Raw genomic sequence first — 23035 nt, 5'->3', positions numbered from 1 at the left:
GTTTTTTCCTTTCTACACTGTGATTATTTCTGATATGTGATCCCGCTTTGCTACCTGGATTCTGAAATCCCTGGATCTGTACGGGTTGTCACCAAGTGTCACCTCCGAGCAGACTGTCTCGTAGGCAAGTTCTTCATAATTGTTCTCACGACTTAAATGGCCGAGAAAAACAGCTTTCAGATTATCATGGAGGATCCGGCAGAGAAGCCTTCCTGCATTCTCATTGGAGAGATGACCTCTGTCTCCCAGGATTCTCTGTTTCAGATAATATGGGTATTTACCAACCTGGAGCATACGGATGTCGTGATTTGCTTCCAGAAGCACCGCATCCAGATTCTCCAGATTCTTAACAATATAATCATTGTATTTCCCAAGGTCTGTGGCAATTCCAACTGAATGCTCCCCACACTCCAGACGATAACCTACCGGCTGGGCAGCATCATGAGGAATGGTAAAAGGATTCACTGTCAGATCCTTGATCTCAAAAGGTTCGTCTTCCCGGATCTCATGGATCAGCCCTTCCGGCATTTTTCCCAGGGATTTCATCCGAAGCATGGCATCTGCTGTTCCACCTGTGGTGTAGATGGGGATTCCGTATTTTCTGGAGATCACCCCTAGTCCCTTGATATGGTCGGAATGTTCGTGAGTTATCAGGATTCCGTCCACATCCTTCCCGGTAAGCTCCAGCGAATTCAGACCTTTCTCAATGCTCTTTCCGCTGATTCCCACATCCACCAGTACGTGTGCTTCCTCCGAACCCACATAGATACAGTTGCCGCTGCTTCCGCTGGCAATACTACAAAGTCTCATTTTTCTCTATCCCTTCTCTGATCTGTCTCCGGGTATCCTCCAGATCTCCGTTATTTTCGATCACATAGTCTGTATTCTCCCTGAACACCTGATCGGATACCTGGTTTCGGATAATGCCAAGAGATTTATCCCTGGAATAGCCTCGGCTTTCCATCAGCCGCTGTATCCGGATCTCCTCCTCTGTGTATACATACCAGACTTCATCACAGAACTCCTGATATCTTTCTTCCAGAAAAAGAGCTGCTTCCACAACACAGATTCCTCTTCCTGCCTCTCTCTGTTTGCCGATGAGGTGCAGGATTCTCTGCTTCACAGCCGGATGAATGATCCCGTTTAATTTCAAAAGCATATCCTTATCTGTGAATACTACATCAGAAATCCGTCTGCGGTCAATAGTTTTATCTTTTTTTATGATTTCTTTTCCAAACAATGCGATCACTGCATCATAACATTCTTCGCCTGGTTCCATCAGAACATGGCCTAAAAGATCTGCCTGGATCACATAAGCATCAAAATCTTTTTCCAATATTCCAAGCACTGTACTCTTTCCGGCACCTACTCCGCCGGTTACTCCGATCACTCTCATTTATTTCACCTCATACCAGCTATCACCCTGGTGCATATCCACGTCAAGTTCCACTGCAAGATGGGCAGCTCCCTTCATCTCTTCTTCCAGAATGCGGGAAACAATTTCGATTTCTTCCTTCCTGGTCTCGATCAGAAGCTCATCGTGTACCTGAAGCACCAGCCTTGACTCTAAGCCTTCTCGTTTCATTCGTTCATAAACATGGTTCATGGCAATCTTGATGATGTCTGCCGCAGTTCCCTGGATCGGGGAATTCATAGCTACACGCTCACCAAAAGAACGCTGCATGAAATTGCTTGATTTCAGTTCCGGCACCGGTCTTCTTCTGCCAAACATAGTCGTTACATAACCGTGTTCCCTGCCTTCTTTTACAAGGCCATCCAGAAATCCCTTGATCTTCGGATATGTCTCGAAATATTTTTCGATATAGGCTGCTGCCTCTTTTCTGGTTATACTCAAATCCTGGCTCAGTCCGAAAGAGCTGATTCCATACACGATTCCGAAGTTTACAGCCTTGGCATTTCGTCTCTGCAGCGGTGTAACCTCATCGAGGGGCACATGGAACACCTGGGATGCTGTAAGGCGGTGGATATCCTCTGCCTCTCTGTATGCCTGGATCAGTTTCTCATCCCCGGACATGTGGGCCAGCACACGAAGCTCGATCTGAGAATAATCGGCATCCAGAAACACATATCCATCCTCCGGCACAAAAACCTTGCGGATCAGTCTTCCAAGTTCCATACGTACCGGAATATTCTGAAGATTCGGCTCTGTGCTGCTGATACGACCGGTGGCTGTAATCGTCTGATTAAAAGTGGAGTGGATTCGTCCGTCTTTTCCAATCACATTTCCAAGCCCATCCGCATAGGTGGATTTCAGTTTGGTAAGCTGACGGTATTCCAAAATATCCTTCACAATGGCATGATCCGGTGCCAGTTTATCCAGGATATCTGCCGCAGTAGAATAGCCTGTCTTGGTCTTCTTTCCACCTGGAAGTCCCATTTTTTCAAAAAGGATCACTCCAAGCTGCTTTGGGGAATTGATATTAAAATCCTCCCCTGCCTCCTGCCAGATTGTTTTCTCCAGCTGCTGAATACGCACACTCAGTTTCTCTCCGTAACTTTTAAGTTCCTCTCCTTTGACGGAAATCCCCCATTTCTCCATGGAATTCAGCGTAAATACCAACGGAAGCTCAATTTCATCATAAACCTTTCTCATTCCTGTTTCATCCAGCTTCTCAAGAAGGACTTTACGTGCCATATAAGGCACAAAAGCCTGATAGCAGGCATAATTGCCTAGGCCCTCCATCTCATCCTCCCAGGCCTTCTTTTGTGATGTTTTTCCCAGAAGGTCCTCTTTTGCAGGAAGCATCATGCCATCCAGATATTCTCTGGCAATATCATCGTGAGTGTAGGAAGATTTCAGAGGATTTAGAAGATATGCGGCAACACCTGCGTCAAAAACCTTCGCCGGGTCAGCAAGTGCCGCATGCTTCAGTACTGCCTTGATATCCATGGCGCAGATTACTGTATGTTCCCCAAGAGTTGCAATTTTTCCGCACAGATATTCTCCTGTAAGAAGTCCTCCCACCGAAATCTGATAAATATCTTTTTCATCAAGGACAAGTCCTACCGTATATACCTGCTCCGGATCTGCAAGGATGGATATTCCCACCTGCTTCTTATTCGCAGCTTTTTCAAACAGAGTCTCCACCCCTGAGAGATCATTGCAGGTAAAAAACTCCAGATCCATGGAAGAATCTGCTGCTATAGATGTGTCAAAACGGTTCAGCATATTTTTGAATTCCAGTCTCTTGCACAATTCATAAGCTTCCGGTGTGTACGGATTTTCAACTTTTGCCTTCTCATAGGAAAATTCAAGAGGACTGTCTGTATTAATAGTAGCAAGCTCTTTGGAAAGCTGTGCCATATCATAATGCTCCCGAAGAGACTCTCTTGCCTTGTTTGGCTTCACTTCTTCCAGATGCTCATGTGCATTCTCAATGCATCCAAACTGAACGATCATTTTGGTGGCTGTCTTCTCACCTACTCCTGGAATTCCCGGAATATTATCAGAACTGTCGCCCATCAATGCTTTCAGCTCGATAATCTGCGGCGGTGTTACCTGATATTTTTCAAAAACTTCCGCTGTGTGGTAGTTTTCAATGGTTGTCTTACCCCGGACTGTCTTCGGCAAACGGATCAGGATCTTATCTGTGGCAAGCTGGAGAAGATCTCTGTCTCCGGAAAGAATGGTAACATCCATCCCCTTCGCTTCACTCCTTCTGGCAACCGTACCAAGAAGATCATCTGCCTCATATCCTTCCAGCGACATGATATTGATTCCCATCGCAGTAAGCATTTCTCTGATCAGGGGAACCTGTTCCCTGAGTTCTTCCGGCATAGGCTTACGAGTCCCCTTGTAAGCTTCATATCTCTTGTGGCGGAACGTAGGTGCACTCAGATCAAAAGCAACTGTCAGATATTCCGGATTTTCCTCCTCCATAATCCTGAACATAATGTTCAGAAATCCATATACGGCTCCTGTATGACGTCCCTCGGCATTGGTAAGATCCGGCAGCCCGTAGAACGCACGGTTCAAAATGCTGTGTCCGTCGATCAGTAATATTTTTTCACTCAAAATCTAATTCCCTCCTTAATTTCCAGGATCACGAAAATGAGAAAGACCACAAGCACAGCGATCAGAGCACAGACCGCAACGGCTGCTACAGCTCTGTGAAATTTCTTCCTGCGAATATATTTCCTGGATTTCCGGATATCCTCCTCCAGAAGTTTCCTGAAATCCAGAACCGAATCTTCCTTCTGCTCATCCAGCTGCTGCATGGCTTTATGCACAATGAAATATGTGGCAAGTTCATCGTAGCAGGAGGAACAGTTCTCAATATGCTCCAGAAAATCCTCCAGATCATTTAAAGGCAGCGTATGATTGATATATTTACTGACCATTTCTTCTGCAATACGACAATCCATATGATTCCCTCTCTTTACTGCTTCGTAATTATTCGGCTGCTGTAAATAAACAGTAACCAGTAACATTGTTTATCATTATAGCGAATTAAACTGTGAATGACAAGGGTGGTTTCCTGTGGTATACTGAAAACAGCTGTGCAGAATCCTCACTGGGTTATCTGTACGGATCACAAAATATTCCAACAAGGAGGATTACAACTATGAAATCCATTGCCATTGTTACAGACAGCAACTGCGGTATGTCACCAGCCCAGGCCCGTGAACTTGGAGTACATATGCTCCCCATGCCATTTTTTATAGATGATAAAGAATATCTGGAAGATATTGATATGAATCAGGCAGAGTTTTTCCAGCATCTGGAGCAGAATCCGGGATGCCGCGTTTCTACCTCACAGCCGACTCCGGAATCTGTTACAGATCTCTGGGATAAGCTCCTTAAAGATTACGATGAGATCGTACATATCCCCATGTCCAGCGGACTTTCCAGCTCTATGCAGACAGCAAGGATGCTTTCCGAAGATTACGATGGCCGCGTACGCGTTGTAAATAACCAGCGAATTTCCGGAACATTACGCTATTCTGCCATTGAAGCCATCCAGCAGGCCAAAAACGGCCTCTCAGCATCCGAGATCGGTGACTGGCTGGAAGAAACCCGCTTTGATTCCAGTATCTACATCACAGTAGCAACACTGAAATTTCTCAAGCAGGGCGGTCGTATCACCCCTGCTGCCGCTGCAATCGGAACCATGCTCCGTCTGAAGCCAATACTCCAGATCCAGGGTGAAAAGCTGGATGCCTTTTCCAAAGCCCGCACCATGATCCAGGCAAAAAGCACCATGACCAAAGCTATCAGAGACGACATTTCCAACCGTTTCGGTGAAAAGATCAATCTGGATGTCATCCACTCTCACAACCTTACCGCTGCCGAGGAATTCAGAAAAGAAACTCTCGCTAATTTTCCGAACATCGGTGAAATTAATATCTTCCCTCTTTCCTTAAGCGTCTCCTGCCACATCGGGTCTGGTTCCCTGGCACTCACCTGCTCTAAGGTACATCCTGAAATCTGGTAAATTATAAATTTCCAGACAGATATGTATTATAATAAAAAAGTCCGGTATACGGATGGTATTTCTTTCCTGCCATCCGATTCCGAACTTTTTTTATTGCTGTATTTTTTAATGTAACTGATAATTACGCTTCTGTATTCTCCTGCGGAGCTTCGATCTCCACCGGTTTATCCTCAAGGATCTTCATAAACTCCTCTCCTGTGATCGTCTCATGCTCATAAAGATACTTGGCGATCTCATGAAGTTTACCAATATTATCCGTAAGGATCTTCGTAGCCTTCTCATGCTGCTTCCGAACAACATCCACAACCTTTTTATCCAGAAGTGTCTGTGTCTCAAAAGAACAGGTCAGGCTTGCATCACCGCCCAGATACTGATTGCTTACGTTCTCCATAGCAACCATATCAAACTCGTCACTCATACCATAACGGCTGATCATCGCTCTCGCAAGCTTGGTTGCCTGCTCAATATCATTGGATGCTCCGGTTGTAATAGAATGGAAGATCAGCTCCTCTGCAGCACGTCCGCCTGTAAACGTAGCGATCTTATTCTCCAGTTCTTCCTTAGTCATCAGGAAATGCTCCTGCTCATCCACCTGCATGGTATATCCAAGTGCACCGGAAGTACGGGGAATAATAGTGATCTTATGGACAGGCGCAGAATCCGTCTGCTTGGCAGCAACCAGGGCATGACCAACCTCATGATAAGATACGATCAGTTTCTCCTTATTGGAAAGTACACGGTTCTTCTTCTGATATCCTGCGATAACAACCTCAATACTCTCCTCAAAATCTGCCTGTGTGGCAAATTTACGTCCATCACGGACTGCACGAAGTGCGGCCTCGTTGACAATATTGGCAAGCTCGGCACCTGAAGCACCAACTGCTGCCTTGGCAATTTCATCAAAACGAACGGTATCTGCGATCTTGATCTTCTTGGCATGAACCTTAAGGATTTCCTCACGTCCCCGAAGATCCGGAAGTTCAACCGGGATTCTTCTGTCAAAACGTCCCGGACGGAGAAGTGCAGGATCAAGGGAATCCGGTCTGTTAGTAGCAGCCAGGATCACAACACCCTTGGAACCGTCAAAACCATCCATCTCTGTAAGCAGCTGGTTCAGTGTCTGCTCACGCTCATCATTTCCACCGCCCATTCCCGCGCCGTCACGTTTCTTACCAATCGTGTCGATCTCATCGATAAACACAATGCAGGGAGCTTTCTCATTAGCCTGTTTAAAGAGGTCACGGACCTTGGCAGCACCCATACCAACAAACATCTCCACAAACTCAGAACCTGAGATGGAGAAAAACGGAACCTCCGCCTCACCGGCAACAGCCTTGGCAAGAAGTGTTTTACCAGTTCCCGGAGGGCCTACAAGAAGTGCTCCTTTTGGCATGGATGCACCGATCTCTCTGTATTTCTGTGGATTGTGCAGGAAATCTACGATCTCTGAAAGAAGCTCCTTAGCCTCGTCTTCTCCTGCCACATCGGAAAATTTAATTCCTGTGGAGGACTTCACATAGACTTTGGCATTGCTCTTTCCAAAAGACATCATGCCTCCCGGACCACCGTTACCCATGGAACTCATCATCTTCTTGCTGAGCCAACGTCCAAGAAGAATAAAAACAGCAATCGGGAGAATATAACCTGCGATCAGTGACAAAAGCAGTGATTGTCTCTGCGGTGCTGTTCCCTCAATGCTTACACCAGCATCATAAAGATGTGAAACAAGATCCTTATCATCTACGGATACCGTCTTACAGTAAACATCATTTCCATCTACCTTCATAGTATAGTAAATGTAATCGGAATTAATGGTTGCTTCATATACTTTTCCTCTGTCTACAGCTTTCAGAAAGGTAGTGTAATCCGTTTCTTTCACACTTCTCTCTGAAATGGCAGGAAGAGCAAAAACATTGAGCAGAATAATGATCACGACCGCAATGATGTAATATACATACAAAGGCCGCTTCTCTGGTTTTTTGGAATTCAGATTCATGTAGTCTCCTCCGTTATCTTATAGTATATTGCTATATCCACAGTGCTATATCATGTGATACAGCTTTGTAAGACACTGTACCACTTTTTTCAGTCTATTTCAAGGAAAACACTTCGATTTCATAAACTTTTTAGAATTTGAATTTTTTGCATATATTATCGCAATTTCAAAAAAATTCCTTGCATTCCCATTGTTCCTATGATATTATAATAAATGGTTATGCCGCTGTGGCGGAATTGGCAGACGCACTTGACTCAAAATCAAGCGGAGCAATCCGTGCCGGTTCGAGTCCGGCCAGCGGCATTATCAGGAAAACCTGACGGAGTGATCTGTCAGGTTTTTGTTATATAAAAGTTAACTGTAGCAATTTCACGAAAGGACTGAAATGAATGGAAAAAGACAAAAGTTTTTTAGGTACTGAGCCCATTGGCCACCTGCTTCTGCGCCTTGCACTTCCTACCGTAGCTGCACAGCTGATCAACATGCTTTATAACATTGTTGACCGCATCTACATAGGACACATTCCCGGTGATGGCGCATTGGCACTCACTGGTGTCGGTGTCTGCATGCCGCTGATCATGGTAGTGTCTGCCTTCGCTGCTCTTGTCGGAAACGGTGGTGCTCCCAGAGCCAGCATATTTATGGGAAAAAATGATACCGATAAAGCTGAACGTACCCTGGGAAACTGTTTCACCATGCAGATCATCATCTCCGTAATACTGACCGTGATCCTGCTTATGGGAAACCGCAGCTTTCTCATGGCCTTCGGTGCAAGTACCAACACTATTGATTTCGCTGTTGGTTACATGAACATTTACGCGATCGGAACTGTTTTTGTACAGCTTACACTTGGCATGAACAACTTCATCACTGCTCAGGGCTTCGCAAAAACAGGAATGCTCTCTGTTCTCATTGGTGCAGTCGCTAACATCATCCTGGATCCCGTATTCATCTTCGGCTTCCATATGGGTGTACGTGGTGCTGCTTTTGCAACCGTGATCTCCCAGGCACTTTCCTGTATCTGGGTGCTGTCTTTTCTCTTTGGAAAAAAGACATTTCTCCGTCTTCGAAGAAAAACCATGAAGCTGAAAGCAGATATTCTTCTGCCCTGTATGGCTCTTGGCTCTTCCCTTTTCGTTATGCAGCTCAGTGAGAGCATCATCTCTGTCTGCTATAACTCTTCTCTCCTGAAATACGGAGGAGATGTTGCTGTAGGAGCCATGACCATCCTTACCAGCGTTATGCAGTTCGCTATGCTTCCTCTTCAGGGACTTGGACAAGGTGCACAGCCGATCATCAGCTATAATTACGGTGCACGCAACGAGAACCGTGTACGTTCCACTTTTAAACTCCTTCTGAAAACAAGCGTCACCTATTCTGTGATCCTTTGGATGATCATCATGATCTTCCCACAAATTTTCGCCGGAATGTTCACTTCGGACAGCACACTACTTGCCTTTACAAAAACATCTCTCCGTATCTACATGGCTGTAGTATTTATATTCGGAGTCCAGATTGCATGCCAGATGACCTTCATCTCTCTCGGCAGAGCCAAGGATTCCATTATCGTGGCCATTGTCCGGAAATTTGTGCTGGTCATCCCACTGATCTATATTCTGCCTCATATTTTCCGCGGCAATCAGACAAATGCGGTTTATATGGCAGAACCGGTGGCAGATATCCTGGCAGTTACATTTACTGCAATCCTGTTCTTCTTCGAGTTCCGAAAAGCACTGGCAGAAATGTCAGGCAGCCAAAACTCATAAATATTTTTTCATGTAGCAAAAAAAGACCGTCCACGCATAATTAACCATATGCACAGACGGTCTTTTTCATATTTTCATATCGTATAACTATATATTATTTCAGCTCATCCTCGTCCTGGAGAAGTTTTTCAAAAACAGGGAAGCAGTCAAATGTTGCGAAATAATCTCTCGGTGTCTCAGCACGGCGGATCATCTCGAAGCTTCCATCCTCATGAAGAAGAATTTCAGCAGACTTCAGTTTACCATTGTAGTTATATCCCATTGCAAAACCATGAGCACCTGTATCATGGATCACAAGAAGATCTCCCATATCAATCTTCGGAAGCATACGGTCAATGGCAAATTTATCATTGTTCTCGCAGAGAGATCCTGTTACATCATATTTATGGTCACATGGCTCGTTCTCCTTGCCCATAACTGTAATATGATGATAAGCTCCGTACATAGCCGGACGCATCAGATTTACTGCGCAGGCGTCTACACCTATGTATTCTTTATGTGTGTGTTTCTCATGGATTGCTTCTGTAACAAGGCAGCCATACGGTCCCATCATGAAACGGCCAAGCTCTGTATAGATCGCCACATCACCCATTCCTTCCGGAACAAGTACCTCTTCATAAACCTTGCGGACACCTTCACCGATCACACGGATATCATTCGGCTCCTGATCCGGTTTATAAGGAATTCCGATTCCACCGGAAAGGTTGATGAACTTAATATGTGCACCTGTTTCTTTCTGAAGCTTTACAGCAAGTTCGAACATTACTTTTGCAAGCATCGGATAGTAATCGTTAGTTACCGTATTGCTGGCAAGGAATGCATGGATACCGAATTCTTTCGCTCCCTTTGATTTCAGGATGCGGAAAGCGTCAAAAATCTGCTCTGTAGTCATACCATACTTGGCATCTCCTGGATTATCCATGATACCATTGCTGATCTTGAATACTCCACCCGGATTATAACGGCAGCTGATCACTTCCGGGATCTTTCCAAGAGCGCGCTCTACACTCTCAATATGTGTAATATCATCAAGGTTGATGATACCGCCGATCTCATCTGCATATTTGAACTCTTTCTCCGGTGTATCGTTGGAGGAGAACATGATGTCACCTTTTTTACAGCCTACAGCTTTGGCCATCATAAGCTCTGTTGCAGAGGAGCAGTCACAGCCACAGCCATACTCCTGAAGAATATTGATAAGATACGGGTTCGGTGTTGCCTTTACTGCAAAAAACTCCTTGAATCCTTTATTCCAGGCGAAAGCTTCTTTAAGAGCTTTTGCATTCTCGCGGATTCCCTTCTCGTCATAGAGATGAAAAGGTGTCGGATATTTCTCAGTAATCTCTTTCAGTTTCTCAAGTGTCACAAATGGTACTTTTTTCATAATAACTGCATCTCCTGTTTCGTTTGCTCACTGTCTGCAATTGCAGAACAGTAACATTATTCTGCCTCGATCACGTGCATCATATTTGTGACTGCACCATGACCGTTTGTCATGTTTGTTGCAGGGTCTCCCGCTGTGAATACAACAAGGTCGCCTTTATGGATCAGATGACGGCTGCGGACAACATTCATGGCCTGAGACATGATATGGTCCGTGGTATCTCTCTGATATCCCTTCAGAGGTGTTACGCCCCAGATCAGCTGAAGCTTATGCTGGATGGTTGAGTTCGGCGTGATCGCATAGATTGGAACCTTCGGACGGAAATTAGAAATCAGTCTTGCTGTATTTCCACTCATAGTCGGTGTTACAATGGCATTGGCCTTCAGGTTCTTTGCAGTACGTACTGCCGCAAGTGCTACTGCACTGGAAATCTTCTCTCTTCCATCCATGGAACGATGCTCAATAAACACTTTGTAATCCAGATGCGGCTCTGTCATCTCTGCGATCTCTGCCATCATGTGGAGCGCATCAATAGGATATTTACCGGCTGCTGTCTCTCCGGAAAGCATGATCGCATCTGTTCCGTCATAGATCGCATTGGCAACATCAGCTACCTCAGCACGTGTCGGACGAGGATTACGGATCATGGAATCCAGCATCTGTGTTGCTGTGATAACCGGTGTATAATGATCATTGCATTTACGGATAATCTCTTTCTGGATATGCGGTACCTGGCTTGCCGGAATCTCAACTCCAAGATCTCCACGGGCAACCATGATTCCGTCAGAAGCCTCGATGATAGAATCAATGTTCTCTACACCTTCTGCATTCTCGATCTTTGCGATAATGCCGATATCCTGTCCACCGTTATCATTCAGAAGCTTACGGATTTCACGGATCACCTCAGCGGAACGGACGAAAGATGCTGCGATAAAATCAAATTTCTGTTCGATACCAAAAAGGATATCCTTTTTATCCTGCTCTGTGATTCCCGGAAGATTAACCTTTACATAAGGAACATTTACACCCTTCTTCTCTCCCAGCTCTCCACCGTTTAAGATGCTGCAGATGATATCTGTTCCCTTGATTTTTTTAACTTCCAGCTCGATCAGACCATCATCAATAAGAATTCTGTTTCCTGGTTTTACATCTTTGTAAAGTGTCTCATATGTGATGGCAACTTTCTTGTCGTCACCTTCAAAATCACCAATTCCAAGTACAAACTGTTTTCCTGCTTCCAGTTTTACCTTCTGTCCGTCCTTTAAAAGTCTGGTACGGATCTCAGGTCCTTTTGTATCAAGAAGCATGGCTATAGGTATATCAAGCTCCTCACGAAGCTCTTTGATCATGTCCACACGGCCCTTCTGCTCCTCATGATCTCCATGGGAAAAGTTGAATCTGGCAATATCCATTCCATTCTCCATAAGAGCTTTCAGAGTCTCCCTGTTGTTGCTGGAAGGTCCAAGTGTACAGATGATCTTTGTTCTTTTCATAATTGAATATCCTCCCTTTTTTACGTTTTACTGTACGTGTTTGTGCGTAAATAAATGATCCTGGCAATATTCATAATTTCCTTTGCACTTTGAGCAGAAGCGGAACTCCAGATTCGGATCATCCTTCTCAGTACGGCCACAGATCGCACATTTATGCTTTGCGATTCCATCCGGTCCATAACCCGTTCTGGACGGAGCCATAGCCTTCTTAAACTGCTGCTTCCTGCGGATCTCTTTCGGATTGTAGCGGTTCATATCTCTTGTGCTGAAATAAAAGATCACAAAATTTAAAAGCGATGCCACGATTGGCACAACGCCTACCCAAAGTCCTGCTCTAAGATAGGATACAATATCCCATGCAATAAAAAGTCCGTATATAAATGCCATCCATTTCATCTTGATAGGGATGACAAACATAAGCAAAAGCTCCAGATCCGGATATGTGACTGCATAAGCCAGAAAAATGGAAAGACTGATATAATAGGTGGTAAAAATACTGCCGCCAAGAGAATACGTAATTCCATTCATTGTCACATAACCACCTGTAAACGCATGCAGAAGAACTGCCGCGATCACAGTGAACAAAAGTCCTGAAAAAATATACAAAGTATACCGGAATGTTCCCCACGTACGCTCCAGTGAAGTACCGATCGGATAATAAAAGAAAAAGATTGCCAGAAGGAACATCACAAGATTACCGGTTCCTCCTACACTGGAAGGCGGATAAATCACCCATGTCACAAGTCTCCAGATCTGTCCTCTCATTACCATGGACATATCAAGACTCAGCATATCCAGAACTCCAGGAGCAAGCATAGCCAGAAAATACCCCAGCACATAGCATCCGATAATATAAACTGTCAGATTGGGAATACCAAATCTTCCAAACTTACGTTCCAGTTTGTTGATAAATTTCATTAAAATCTCCTTTCAGAAAACTCTTGAAAAATCAGAAAAAGCGCTTCTTGGAAAGAATAATAGCCGCAACAGCACTGATTGCTACAGAAAAAATTATGATGAGCAAAAAGCCCCAGGGACTGTGAGACAACGGCATACCGGAACCTGCCACGTTCATTCCGTAGGCACTAAACACGATAGTCGGAATACTCATAACAATGGTAATGATCGCCAGTACTTTCATGACGATATTCATATTATTGGAAATGATCGATGCAAAAGCATCCATGGTTCCGTTCAGGATTCCACTGTACACATTGGCCATTTCGATCGCCTGCTTGTTCTCAGTGATAACATCCTCCAGAAGATCTGTGTCCTCCGGATATTTCTTGATGCTGTCTATCTTCAGAAGCTTCTCCAGCACAACTTCGTTAGACCGCAGAGATGTGATAAAATATGTCAGGGATTTCTGCAGTTCCAGAAGCTCGATCAGCTCCTCATTCCTTGTGGAAAGATGCAGTTTCTCCTCCACCTGCTCACTTTTCTTATCGATGATACGCAGATAACGCAGGTACATACTTGCATTTCTGTAAAGAATCTGGAAGATAAAGCGTGTCTTCATATAGGTAAAAAAGCTCCGGACCCTTCCCTCCATAAATCTAGTCAGAACCGGCGTGTCCTCCAGACAGATGGTAATGATCATGGAACCGGTAACAATGATACCAAGAGGAATGGTTCCATACCAGTCCTTATCATTACGTTCCTCGATCATAGGAACATCTACCAGGATCAGTGTATAATTATCCTCAACTTCGATACGTGACCGTTCTTCCTCATCCAAAGGGGATCGCAGATCGTCAACCTCTATATCAAACTTCTCGGAAAATTCAAAAATTTCTGTTGCCGTCGGATTCGTCAGTGCAATCCAGCAGCCTTCCTCCGGTTCCTGTATCTGGTGGATGGCCCCGTCTATTGTCTTATAAATCCTTACCACGATTTCCACTTCCCTTCTTTTGCTTTGCTTTTGCCAGGGCAAAATTCTTTTTTATTATAAATAGTCAAAATAGCTTTGTCAATTCATACATTTTCATTTTAAAAAAGCTTTTTTATAATTTCACAGAATCTTTACGTAAGCATTCTCCTCTTCTTTACATTTTTTCCGGCTTCCTATATAATGATTCCAGAATTCCAACGAAAGGAAGTTATACAAATGAGTCAGTCATCATTCGGAAAAAAATTCGTAGTTACCACCTGGGGCGAATCTCATGGCAAGGCTATCGGTGCAGTTCTTGACGGCTGCCCGGCAGGTCTTTCTCTCTGCGAGGAAGATATCCAGGTGTTCCTTGACCGCAGAAAGCCAGGTCAGAGCCGCTATACAACAGCACGTAAGGAAGGTGATCTGGTAGAAATCCTCTCCGGTGTCTTCGAGGGAAAAACTACCGGAACTCCGATCTCTCTTCTCATCCGCAACACAGACCAGCGTTCCAGAGACTATGGAAATATCGCATATTCCTACCGGCCGGGACATGCAGATTATACTTTTGACCAGAAATACGGGTTCCGTGATTACCGGGGCGGCGGACGTTCTTCAGGAAGAGAAACTGCCGGACGGGTGGCAGCCGGTGCGATTGCAATCAAGCTGCTTAATGAACTTGGCATTACTTTTACCACTTATACAAAATCGATCGGACCTGTGGAGATCCGGTCTTTTTCAGAAGATGAGATCAAAAATAATGCACTTTGCATGCCGGATGCAGACGCAGCAGAGAAAGCTTCTGCCTATCTTGAAGAATGCCTCAAAAATCAGGACAGTGCAGGCGGCATCATAGAATGCCGGATCAGAAATGTTCCTGCCGGGCTTGGCGATACTGTTTTTGACAAGCTGGATGCAACTCTTGCCCATGCGATCATGTCCATCGGTGCTGTAAAAGCTGTTGAGATCGGTGACGGAGTTCAGGTAACAAAACTGACCGGTTCCGCTGACAACGATGGTTTTTCCTTGAAAGACGGCATCATTACCAAGACTTCCAACCATGCGGGAGGTATCATGGGTGGTATGAGTGACGGAAGTGATATTATCCTTCGTGCCCACATCAAGCCTACCCCATCTATCAGCCAGCCTCAGTCCACTGTCACCAGTGAGGGCGAAAATCTGGAGCTTGAGATCAAAGGACGCCACGACCCGGTGATCGTCCCTCGTGCAGTAGTTGTTGTGGAGGCTATGGCAGCACTTACGATCACAGACGCACTCTTTAACAACATGAGCGCACGCATGGACCGTATCCATGAATTTTATCACAGATAAAAACAGAAAAACAGACTCAGAACCGGCTGTCTTACCACTCGTCCCTGAGTCTGTTTTATTCTGTTATATTATATTCTGTTTTACTTTTCAGCAGAAGTTAATGGATCTGCCGGATCCTCCCATTCATCCGGCACAGGCCAGATATGGATACAGTTCGGTGTCTCGATCTTTCTTGGCTTCTCATTCATCATGATAATATTTTTCTCATAATCAACAGTAAATACTGTTATGCTGTTACTTCCATGATTAGCAACTGCAATGTGCTTGTTGTCCGGGAAGATCATCAGGTCTTTCGGATAATCGCCACTGATCGGAAGTGAAAATTTCTTTGTCAGAAGGCCTGTTTCCTGGTCTACTGCATACATTGTGACAGTATTCTCGCCTGCTGTTGTACAGAAAAGATATTTACCGTCTGCAGACATGGATATACCGGATGCGGCATTATGGATTGCATCATTTGCGTCCTCTTTTCCAAGAGTAGTGATACTCTGAAGAAGCTCGAATTCCGGGTTCTTGCCGCTTCCGTCATAGCTGTATACCTTAACCTCATTGCTCAGCTCAAAAAGAAGATATGCAAATCTTCCGTCATCACTGAAACGGATGATACGCGGGCCGCTCTCTCTCGGGCAGCGAAGGATATCAACAAGCTCCAGTTTATCTTTCTTCTTGTTGATACGGTATATCTTCACCTGATCGATACCGTTATCTACTGCACAGAGATATTTGTTATCCGGTGTGGGGCGGACACAGTTTACATGCGGACGGAAGTTACGCTCTGCCACGCTTCCAAGTCCTTTGTGGAAAACACCGTCCATAACGCTTCCAAGACGTCCGTCTTTATGTGTATGTACAACCGTTACCTTACCATCATGATAACCAGCCACATAAAGATATCTTCCATCTACGTCTGTTGCAAGATAGCATCCTCTCATTCCGTTGATATCAACACTGTTGATACGGGAAAGATCACCGTTCTTATCTCTGCGGAATACGGCTACACCCTCATCCTCGATGGAGTACAGATATTTGCCGTTCTTGGAAACTGCCAGGTGAGAAGCATTGCTGACTTCTACCTCACTGCGCTCTGTAAGTGTTCCGTTCTCTACATCTACGTCGTATACTTGAATTCCTTTACTGGTTCCATGGGTATAAGTTCCCACGTAAGCCACGTACTTCTTTTTTCCCATAAGCTCTGGCCTCCTGCTTTCACATTCGCTGCGTATTTTTATGTTTATTTTATCACAAAGTTCCTACAAGGACAAGTTATCATCCTGTTATCTTTTGTGCAATTTTTTATGCAAAGTTGCTGTTTTTTACAGATCTCCCAGTGCACCACGCATTGCCTCCAGAGTCTCATCAATAACTTCGTCTGTATGTGCTGTGGAAAGGAACATTGCCTCAAACTGTGATGGTGCAAGATGAATACCACGTTTCAACATTCCCTTGAAGTATTTCGCAAAAAGATCAAGATCAGAAGTTTTTGCAGAAACATAATCTTTTACTTCCTGATCTGTAAAGAAAATACTTGCCAGGGAAGAATCATAATTTACCTGATATGGAAGACCTTTTTCCTCAACGATCTTCTTTAATCCGCCGTAAAGCTTTTCACCTTTTGTTTTCAGCTCTTTATAAATATCCTGATGCTCATAGAGGTATTTCAGCTGTGTGAATCCTGCTGCCATGGCAACCGGATTTCCGCTTAATGTACCTGCCTGATATACAGGGCCGCATGGAGAAATAAGCTCCATGATCTCCTTACGTCCGCCGTATGCACCAACCGGCATACCCGCTCCGATGATCTTTCCGTAAGTTACAAGATCCGGACGGATGCCAAAATACTCTGCTGCGCCGCCGAAAGCAAGACGGAAGCCTGTGATAACCTCATCAAAGATCAGCAGACAATTATGCTCATCGCAGAGCTCACGAAGTCTTTTTAAGAATCCTGGTTTCGGAGGAACAACACCCATGTTGGCTCCTACAGCTTCCACGATCACTGCTGCCACATTTCCTTCTTCCTGCTTGAGAAGTGCTTCCACACTGGCTGCATCATTATAGGTTGCTGTCATGGTATCCTGTGTACATCCCTTCGGAACGCCTGCACTGTCCGGAATTCCGCTTGCCATCACACCAGAACCGGCGCTTACCAGAAGGCAGTCACTGTGTCCGTGATAGCATCCTGCGAATTTAATGATCTTATCTTTTCCTGTGTATCCTCTTGCTGCACGGATGGCGCTCATAACAGCCTCTGTTCCTGAGTTTACCATACGGATCATATCTACATGAGGAATGTGCTCACAGATGAACTCTGCGATCTCCACCTCAATACCTGTGGCGCATCCGAAACTTAAGCCATTCTCGCAGGCCTTGATTACGCTCTCGCGGATCTCCGGGAAATTATGTCCCAGGATCATCGGTCCCCAGGAATCAATATAATCTACATAACGGTTGCCATCTACATCATAAATATAGCATTTATCTGCTTTTTCAATAAAACGAGGTGCCTCACCAATAGCTCCGTAAGATCTTACCGGACTGTTTACGCCGCCCGGGATCCTTTTTACTGCACGCTCAAATAACTGTTCTGATCTTGTCATCAGCCGATTCTCCCTTCATCCATAAGTCTTGCAAGAAGTTCTGCATAATAAGTAAGATAAACCTGTGCTCCTGAACGGAATGCTCCGGTAGCCATCTCGCCTACGATCCTCTCCTCATCGATCCAGCCATTTGCTGCTGCGGCTTTTACCATTGCGTACTCACCGCTGACGCTGTATGCTGCAACCGGTACGTTTGTTGCCTCTTTTACCTGCCAGATCATATCCTGGTATGCAAGAGCCGGTTTTACCATAATAATATCAGCACCCTCTTCCACATCTGCGAGGGCCTCTTTCAGTCCCTCTCTGCTGTTGTGCGGATCCATCTGGTAGCTCTTTCTGTCGCCAAAGGCCGGAGCTGAATCTGCTGCTTCACGGAACGGGCCGTAAAACGCAGAAGCATATTTTACAGCATAGGACATGATCGGTGTTGTGTAATGTCCTGCTTTATCCAGGCATTCTCTGATTGCTGCAACACGGCCATCCATCATGTCAGAAGGAGCTACCATATCAGCACCTGCCTCTACATGGGAAAGAGCTGTTTTTGCAAGAAGGTCCAGAGTCTTGTCATTATCTACATCATGTCCGCAGAGAACGCCGCAGTGGCCGTGGGAAGTATACTCACACATGCACACATCTGTTACATAATAAAGCTCCGGGAATTTCTCTTTTGCAACCCGAAGTGCTCTCTGTACGATTCCTTCCGGATCGTATGCGCCGCTTCCTGTTTCATCCTTATGATCCGGGATACCGAAAAGCATAACACTTCCGACACCTGCTTTTGCAAGCTGCTCCAGCTTATATGGGAGACGGTCCAGACTGTAGCGGTACTGTCCTGTCATGGACGGAATTTCTTCTTCCTTATTCTCGCCTTCCATTACGAACATCGGATACATAAGAGAAGATTTATCCATTCTTGTCTCACGCACCATCTTGCGAAGATACTCTCCGTTTCTTAATCTTCTTGGTCTTTTTGTCAATTCCATGATCATTCGCTCCTTTTCATATCCTCCACCAGTTTGACAAGACTGTCAATGGTGGCTTTTTCTGCCATATATGCTTTCATTCCAAAACTCTCCGCTGCTGCTTTGGTCTGTTTTCCGATGCAGGCTGCCTTGACTTTTGAATAATCCAGTCCTTTTGTTCCTTCCGCAAAGCCTTTCACTGTGGAAGCACTTGTAAATACTGCACAGCTGATCTCGCCGTTCTCAAATTCCTTCTTCTCGTCAATAAGCTGACTCGCCTCATAAACGGTCTGATAAGTCGGAATATCAGAAACAGATGCGCCCGCCTCTATAAGAAATGCAGTAAGCTTCTCATTTCCTTTTTCAGCACGGGGAATCAGGATTTTCTCTCCTCCGGAAAGGATCTCTGCAAGCTCTTTTCCAAGGGTGGCGCCATCATATACAGACGGCACGAAATCTGCAAGAAGGCCACGCTCCTTCAGAGCTTTTTTGGTTCCCTCTCCGATCACTGCCAGACGGATATTTCCCATAGCACGGATATCTTTTCCGTAACGGATCAGTTCCTCAAAGAATACTCTTACTCCCGTAGGACTTGTAAATACCAGCCACTGATATGTTTCAAGCTTCGCAAAAGCTTCATGGAGGAGCTTCTGATCCTCCATTGGCACAGTACGGATAGCCGGAAGTTCCAGTACCTCCGCGCCTTTTTCACGAAGTTTGTCTGCTGTTCTGGAAATCAGTTCCTTCGGTCTTGTGACAAGAACCTTCCAGCCTGCAAGAGGAAGTTCCTCATACCAGCCGAATTTCTCAGCCAGTGTACAGACTTTGCCCACAACAATAATAGCCGGCGTCTCGATTCCCTGACGCTTCACTTCTTCTTCCAGAGTGGAAACTGTAGCCACGATGCGTTTCTGTCCTGCTGTGGTTCCCTTCTGGAGGATCGCTGCCGGCATATTTTTATCCATTCCTGCATTCATAAGTCCTGCACAGATATCCGGAAGTGCGGACACACCCATAAGAAATACCAGGGTACCTTTTGTGTCAACAAGAGCGCGAAAATCAATGTCGTACTCCTTTCCTGCACGCTTATGTCCCGTAATAATGTGCACAGAAGAACAGAAATCTCTGTGTGTCACCGGAACTCCGTTGTATGCAGGAACTGCGATGGAAGAGGTAACTCCCGGAACCACCTCATAAGCGATTCCGTTCTCCTCAAGAAGCTCCAGCTCCTCGCCGCCTCTTCCGAAAAGAAAAGGGTCTCCGCCTTTCAGTCGTACTACGCGATGTCCTTTCTGCGCCTCCTCAAGAAGCACCTGATTGATATCCTCCTGGCGCATGATGTGATGGCTGGCACGTTTTCCCACGTTGATCAGCTTCGCCTCTGCCGGGATCCGTGACAGTACGCCCTGTCCCACAAGGCTGTCATAAACAACCACATCTGCCTGCTCCAGAACCTTAAGACCTTTTAATGTAAAAAGACCGATATCCCCAGGGCCTGCACCTACAAGCCAAACTTTTCCTGTTTTCATTCTTTATTTTCTCCTTTTTCCCGAAGAGTTTCTGCAAGCTCTCTGCCAAGTTTCTCTGCATCTTTTCTCTGTCCACGCAGAGTTCCTGTTACATAGGAACCGTCTTTTTCATTGTAGTAAAGACCGCGGAGATAAATCTCTTCCCCATAAACTTCCGCATGAGCTGCCACAGGTGAAGAACATCCACCATCCAGAAGTTTCACAAACGCTCTCTCCGCACTTCCTGCTGCCCAGGCGTCTGCATCACAATAACCATCAAGAAATCCGTAATCTTCCCCTTTACGGCCCTGCACAGCAAGGATTCCCTGGCCTGCCGCCGGAATGATCTCATCTGCTGTAAAATACCGGTTGATGCGTGCCTTAAGTCCCAGTCGCTTAAGTCCTGCCGCTGCCAGGATCAGGCCGCTGTACTGGCCTTCATCCAGCTTACGAAGTCTTGTCTGGAGATTTCCGCGGATACTCTTCACTTCCATATCCGGATATATTTTTTTCAGCTGCAGAGTTCGTCTTAAGCTGGAGCATCCAAGAGGTTTATTCTTATCTAACTCTGTAACGCCCTCCGGAAGTACCAGCACATCTCTCGGGTCTTCTCTTTTGGAAAATGCCAGAAGCGGCAGCTCTTCCTGTACTTCCATTGGCATATCTTTAAGGCTGTGTACAGAAAGAATGCTTTTTCCGTCCATCAGTGCTTTGTCCAGTTCTTTTACAAAGAGACCCTTTCCCCCTACTTTATCCAGGGTGCGGTCAAGGATGATATCTCCGGTGGTCTTCATGGTAAGTATTTCCACCTCAAGTTCCGGATTCTGTTTCTTTATATAGTCACGGACCATTTCGCTCTGGAGCACTGCAAGCTTGCTCTCTCTGCTTCCGATCACGATCTTATTCTTCTTCATCGTCCTGCTCCTCTAATACTTTTTCCAGTGCTTTCTGTATCTCTTCCCGTATACGCTTCGCTTTCTTATGGTCAAGGCCGCTGGCCGTAACACCTACAACCATCTCATCCCGCATATAAACACCCGGGAAATAAAAATCACAGGCTTCTCTGTCGGAGGCTACATTCACATAAATACCCTCTTCACGACAGACACGGTGGATCTCATCGTTTAATTTCCAGTCATTAGTGGCTGCGATCACCATATATGCGGCTGCAAAATCAGAACGTTTCACAGGCCGGTTATGTAAGGTTATTGTTCCTGCCTTTCCAATATCCATCAGTTCCTGTGTAACTTTCGGTGCCACCACAGTAATATTTCTTGTAAATTTCAGAAGTGTACGCACTCTTCTTGTGGCGATCTTGCCGCCTCCTGCCACAACGATGTTCTTATCTGACAAATCTATAAACATGGGGAAATAAGGTTTATTCTTCATAAAGTTTCTCCAGTCCTTCCACACATTCCAGAAAAGCATCCTGGTTCAGGCTGTCCCTGAGTCCGAAGATCAGCTTGTTCACAACTTTTCCGGCCGCAGTATCCACTGCTTTTTTTAATTTTTCTCTGTCTGAGTCTTCCATCGGAGTCTTACGGAAAATCTTCTCGATCCTTAAATTCAGATCTTCCACTGCATCAGCTCTGATCTCCTGGATACGCGGAATAATATCCCGTCCGTCCAGCCACTGAAAAAACTCATCCATCTGTGCTTTTACGATCGCACCGGCTGCCTCCAGATTATCTGCAAGCTCTTTCGGTGTCTCGCTGACACGGAAACTGTCCATATCATAAAGCGTCAGATTCTCTTTCTTTCCGATCTCCGGATCAATATCTCTCGGCACAGCCAGATCGATCAGTATCATAGGCCGCTCCAGTCTCACATCCTCAAACAGCTCTTCTGTCAGTGTATAGTTCGGACTTGCCGTTGCACTGACGACCAGATCACATTCCGGCAGATAATCCATTCTCTCACCGTAATTGATCCTGCTGCATCCAACCGGGATGTTTACCACACCGCTTCTGTACTGACGGATGGTGACCGTTACATCAGCTCCTGCTTCTCTTAATGTCTGTGCCGCCATCTTACCCATCTCGCCGTTTCCGATCACCATACAGACCTTATTGCGGATGTGATATCCGCCCTCTTCCAGAAATCGGATGGCCTGATGGATCACGGAAGGATTTCCATGGGAAAAAGGAACCTCCGTCTTGATCTTCTTGCCAACTGTAACAGCCATACGGAAAAGCACCTCCAGAACACTGTCTGTGGTAAATTCATCCCTTGCAAAGCTTAAGGCTTCTTTTACCTGGGTAAGAATCTGATCTTCTCCCAGAATCTGTGATTTCAGACCACTGGTCAGGTAAAAAAGATGCTCCACTGCCTCTTCATTCTCCCTGCTGATGAAATATTTCCGGTATTCTTCTCCCTGCACTCCCTTCAATGAACAAAGCCACTGATACAGTTCCGGCTTTTCATCATCATCTGTGCTTACCCACAACTCCAGGCGGTTGCAGGTTGACAGAATAATACACCCGCAGATCCCCGGCTCTTTATGAAGCTGCTGCAGTGCCTCCCCGGTATTCTTCCGGGTAAAGGCAAAAAGAGCTCTGATATCCACAGGTGCCATATTGTGGTCAATTCCAAGCATGAATATACTCATGTCTTATGTTTCTCCTTTGTTTCTATAATATAAATCCAGCAAAATTTATGTCTTTTCTGCCGAAAT

General features: G+C 45.4%; 19 protein-coding genes and 1 tRNA gene. 4 read left to right on the top strand and 16 right to left on the bottom strand.

Annotated features, from left to right (window positions below; genetic code table 11):
• Positions 1–12 precede the first annotated feature (12 nt).
• The 4 genes from AC04Q4_RS02130 to AC04Q4_RS02115 are packed head-to-tail and all read right to left on the bottom strand — an operon-like array spanning position 13 to position 4386.
• The gene (locus tag AC04Q4_RS02130) at positions 13–810 is read right to left on the bottom strand and encodes an MBL fold metallo-hydrolase (RefSeq protein WP_173737092.1); all 798 of its coding nucleotides are present in this window, start codon (positions 808–810) and stop codon (positions 13–15) included.
• Positions 797–1396 (bottom strand): dephospho-CoA kinase, encoded by a 600-nt coding sequence (gene coaE, locus AC04Q4_RS02125; protein ID WP_476388386.1) that lies wholly within the window; start codon positions 1394–1396, stop codon positions 797–799. The genes AC04Q4_RS02130 and coaE overlap by 14 nt, the downstream gene beginning before the upstream one ends.
• Positions 1397–4036, bottom strand: coding sequence for a DNA polymerase I (gene polA, locus AC04Q4_RS02120; protein WP_476388385.1), 2640 nt, complete (start codon positions 4034–4036; stop codon positions 1397–1399).
• Positions 4033–4386: an anti-sigma factor family protein gene (locus tag AC04Q4_RS02115; RefSeq protein ID WP_173737095.1), complete on the bottom strand. Its 354-nt coding sequence runs from the start codon at positions 4384–4386 to the stop codon at positions 4033–4035. The genes polA and AC04Q4_RS02115 overlap by 4 nt, the downstream gene beginning before the upstream one ends.
• 200 nt (positions 4387–4586) lie before the next feature.
• Between AC04Q4_RS02115 and AC04Q4_RS02110 the strand changes: the two genes are divergently transcribed.
• On the top strand, positions 4587–5456 hold the full coding sequence (locus AC04Q4_RS02110; RefSeq protein ID WP_476388384.1) for a DegV family protein: 870 nt from the start codon (positions 4587–4589) through the stop codon (positions 5454–5456).
• A gap of 121 nt (positions 5457–5577) precedes the next feature.
• Here AC04Q4_RS02110 and ftsH read toward each other — a convergent pair whose 3' ends face one another.
• Positions 5578–7452, bottom strand: a complete 1875-nt coding sequence (gene ftsH, locus AC04Q4_RS02105; protein WP_195455102.1) for an ATP-dependent zinc metalloprotease FtsH — start codon at positions 7450–7452, stop codon at positions 5578–5580.
• Positions 7453–7673: 221 nt separating this feature from the next.
• On the opposite strand from ftsH, the gene AC04Q4_RS02100 reads away from it, so the two are divergent.
• Positions 7674–7755, top strand: a tRNA-Leu gene (locus AC04Q4_RS02100).
• An 86-nt stretch (positions 7756–7841) separates the two neighbouring features.
• A complete protein-coding gene (locus AC04Q4_RS02095) occupies positions 7842–9218 on the top strand; it encodes an MATE family efflux transporter (RefSeq protein ID WP_173737098.1) in 1377 nt (458 codons plus the stop codon).
• A 94-nt stretch (positions 9219–9312) separates the two neighbouring features.
• Here AC04Q4_RS02095 and AC04Q4_RS02090 read toward each other — a convergent pair whose 3' ends face one another.
• The 4 genes from AC04Q4_RS02090 to AC04Q4_RS02075 are packed head-to-tail and all read right to left on the bottom strand — an operon-like array spanning position 9313 to position 13986.
• Complete coding sequence (locus AC04Q4_RS02090; protein WP_476388383.1) at positions 9313–10602, bottom strand: diaminopimelate decarboxylase; 1290 nt, start codon at positions 10600–10602, stop codon at positions 9313–9315.
• A 56-nt stretch (positions 10603–10658) separates the two neighbouring features.
• Positions 10659–12095, bottom strand: coding sequence for a pyruvate kinase (gene pyk, locus AC04Q4_RS02085; RefSeq protein WP_476388382.1), 1437 nt, complete (start codon positions 12093–12095; stop codon positions 10659–10661).
• A 27-nt stretch (positions 12096–12122) separates the two neighbouring features.
• Positions 12123–13013: a hypothetical protein gene (locus AC04Q4_RS02080; RefSeq protein WP_173737100.1), complete on the bottom strand. Its 891-nt coding sequence runs from the start codon at positions 13011–13013 to the stop codon at positions 12123–12125.
• A 31-nt stretch (positions 13014–13044) separates the two neighbouring features.
• A complete protein-coding gene (locus tag AC04Q4_RS02075) occupies positions 13045–13986 on the bottom strand; it encodes a CorA family divalent cation transporter (protein ID WP_173737101.1) in 942 nt (313 codons plus the stop codon).
• A gap of 216 nt (positions 13987–14202) precedes the next feature.
• Here AC04Q4_RS02075 and aroC point away from each other — a divergent pair, with 216 nt between their 5' ends.
• Positions 14203–15297 carry a chorismate synthase gene (gene aroC, locus AC04Q4_RS02070; RefSeq protein WP_173755292.1) on the top strand — a complete coding sequence of 365 codons (1095 nt, stop codon included), beginning with the start codon at positions 14203–14205 and terminating at the stop codon, positions 15295–15297.
• Between the two features lie 80 nt (positions 15298–15377).
• On the opposite strand, the gene AC04Q4_RS02065 is transcribed toward aroC, so the two are convergent.
• The 7 genes from AC04Q4_RS02065 to hemA form a co-directional block, all read right to left on the bottom strand.
• A complete protein-coding gene (locus tag AC04Q4_RS02065) occupies positions 15378–16484 on the bottom strand; it encodes a lactonase family protein (protein ID WP_173737103.1) in 1107 nt (368 codons plus the stop codon).
• Positions 16485–16610: 126 nt separating this feature from the next.
• Positions 16611–17891, bottom strand: a complete 1281-nt coding sequence (hemL, locus tag AC04Q4_RS02060) for a glutamate-1-semialdehyde 2,1-aminomutase (RefSeq protein ID WP_476388381.1) — start codon at positions 17889–17891, stop codon at positions 16611–16613.
• Positions 17891–18874, bottom strand: coding sequence for a porphobilinogen synthase (hemB, locus tag AC04Q4_RS02055; protein ID WP_119239870.1), 984 nt, complete (start codon positions 18872–18874; stop codon positions 17891–17893). The genes hemL and hemB overlap by 1 nt, the downstream gene beginning before the upstream one ends.
• 2 nt (positions 18875–18876) lie before the next feature.
• Positions 18877–20382, bottom strand: a complete 1506-nt coding sequence (gene cobA, locus AC04Q4_RS02050; RefSeq protein ID WP_476388380.1) for a uroporphyrinogen-III C-methyltransferase — start codon at positions 20380–20382, stop codon at positions 18877–18879.
• A complete protein-coding gene (hemC, locus tag AC04Q4_RS02045) occupies positions 20379–21275 on the bottom strand; it encodes a hydroxymethylbilane synthase (protein ID WP_173737107.1) in 897 nt (298 codons plus the stop codon). The genes cobA and hemC overlap by 4 nt, the downstream gene beginning before the upstream one ends.
• Complete coding sequence (locus AC04Q4_RS02040; protein ID WP_476388379.1) at positions 21262–21750, bottom strand: NAD(P)-dependent oxidoreductase; 489 nt, start codon at positions 21748–21750, stop codon at positions 21262–21264. Before AC04Q4_RS02040 ends, hemC begins: the two co-directional genes overlap by 14 nt.
• Positions 21740–22969, bottom strand: coding sequence for a glutamyl-tRNA reductase (hemA, locus tag AC04Q4_RS02035; RefSeq protein ID WP_173737109.1), 1230 nt, complete (start codon positions 22967–22969; stop codon positions 21740–21742). The genes AC04Q4_RS02040 and hemA overlap by 11 nt, the downstream gene beginning before the upstream one ends.
• Positions 22970–23035 lie beyond the last annotated feature (66 nt).

The sequence above is a fragment of the Blautia sp. HA8986 genome (assembly GCF_056504635.1).
The sequence above is the reverse complement of the archived record's forward strand: the minus strand, read 5'-3'. Positions and strand labels throughout refer to the sequence as shown.

Coding starts and splice junctions, on each gene's coding strand:
- AC04Q4_RS02115 (WP_173737095.1), bottom strand. CDS start 4,386: ATGGATTGTCGTATTGCAGAAGAAATGGTCAGTAAATATATCAATCAT.
- AC04Q4_RS02095 (WP_173737098.1), top strand. CDS start 7,842: ATGGAAAAAGACAAAAGTTTTTTAGGTACTGAGCCCATTGGCCACCTG.
- AC04Q4_RS02065 (WP_173737103.1), bottom strand. CDS start 16,484: ATGGGAAAAAAGAAGTACGTGGCTTACGTGGGAACTTATACCCATGGA.
- hemL (WP_476388381.1), bottom strand. CDS start 17,891: ATGACAAGATCAGAACAGTTATTTGAGCGTGCAGTAAAAAGGATCCCG.
- cobA (WP_476388380.1), bottom strand. CDS start 20,382: ATGAAAACAGGAAAAGTTTGGCTTGTAGGTGCAGGCCCTGGGGATATC.
- aroC (WP_173755292.1), top strand. CDS start 14,203: ATGAGTCAGTCATCATTCGGAAAAAAATTCGTAGTTACCACCTGGGGC.
- AC04Q4_RS02040 (WP_476388379.1), bottom strand. CDS start 21,750: ATGAAGAATAAACCTTATTTCCCCATGTTTATAGATTTGTCAGATAAG.
- AC04Q4_RS02130 (WP_173737092.1), bottom strand. CDS start 810: ATGAGACTTTGTAGTATTGCCAGCGGAAGCAGCGGCAACTGTATCTAT.
- coaE (WP_476388386.1), bottom strand. CDS start 1,396: ATGAGAGTGATCGGAGTAACCGGCGGAGTAGGTGCCGGAAAGAGTACA.
- AC04Q4_RS02090 (WP_476388383.1), bottom strand. CDS start 10,602: ATGAAAAAAGTACCATTTGTGACACTTGAGAAACTGAAAGAGATTACT.
- pyk (WP_476388382.1), bottom strand. CDS start 12,095: ATGAAAAGAACAAAGATCATCTGTACACTTGGACCTTCCAGCAACAAC.
- hemB (WP_119239870.1), bottom strand. CDS start 18,874: ATGGAATTGACAAAAAGACCAAGAAGATTAAGAAACGGAGAGTATCTT.
- hemA (WP_173737109.1), bottom strand. CDS start 22,969: ATGAGTATATTCATGCTTGGAATTGACCACAATATGGCACCTGTGGAT.
- ftsH (WP_195455102.1), bottom strand. CDS start 7,452: ATGAATCTGAATTCCAAAAAACCAGAGAAGCGGCCTTTGTATGTATAT.
- AC04Q4_RS02110 (WP_476388384.1), top strand. CDS start 4,587: ATGAAATCCATTGCCATTGTTACAGACAGCAACTGCGGTATGTCACCA.
- hemC (WP_173737107.1), bottom strand. CDS start 21,275: ATGAAGAAGAATAAGATCGTGATCGGAAGCAGAGAGAGCAAGCTTGCA.
- AC04Q4_RS02080 (WP_173737100.1), bottom strand. CDS start 13,013: ATGAAATTTATCAACAAACTGGAACGTAAGTTTGGAAGATTTGGTATT.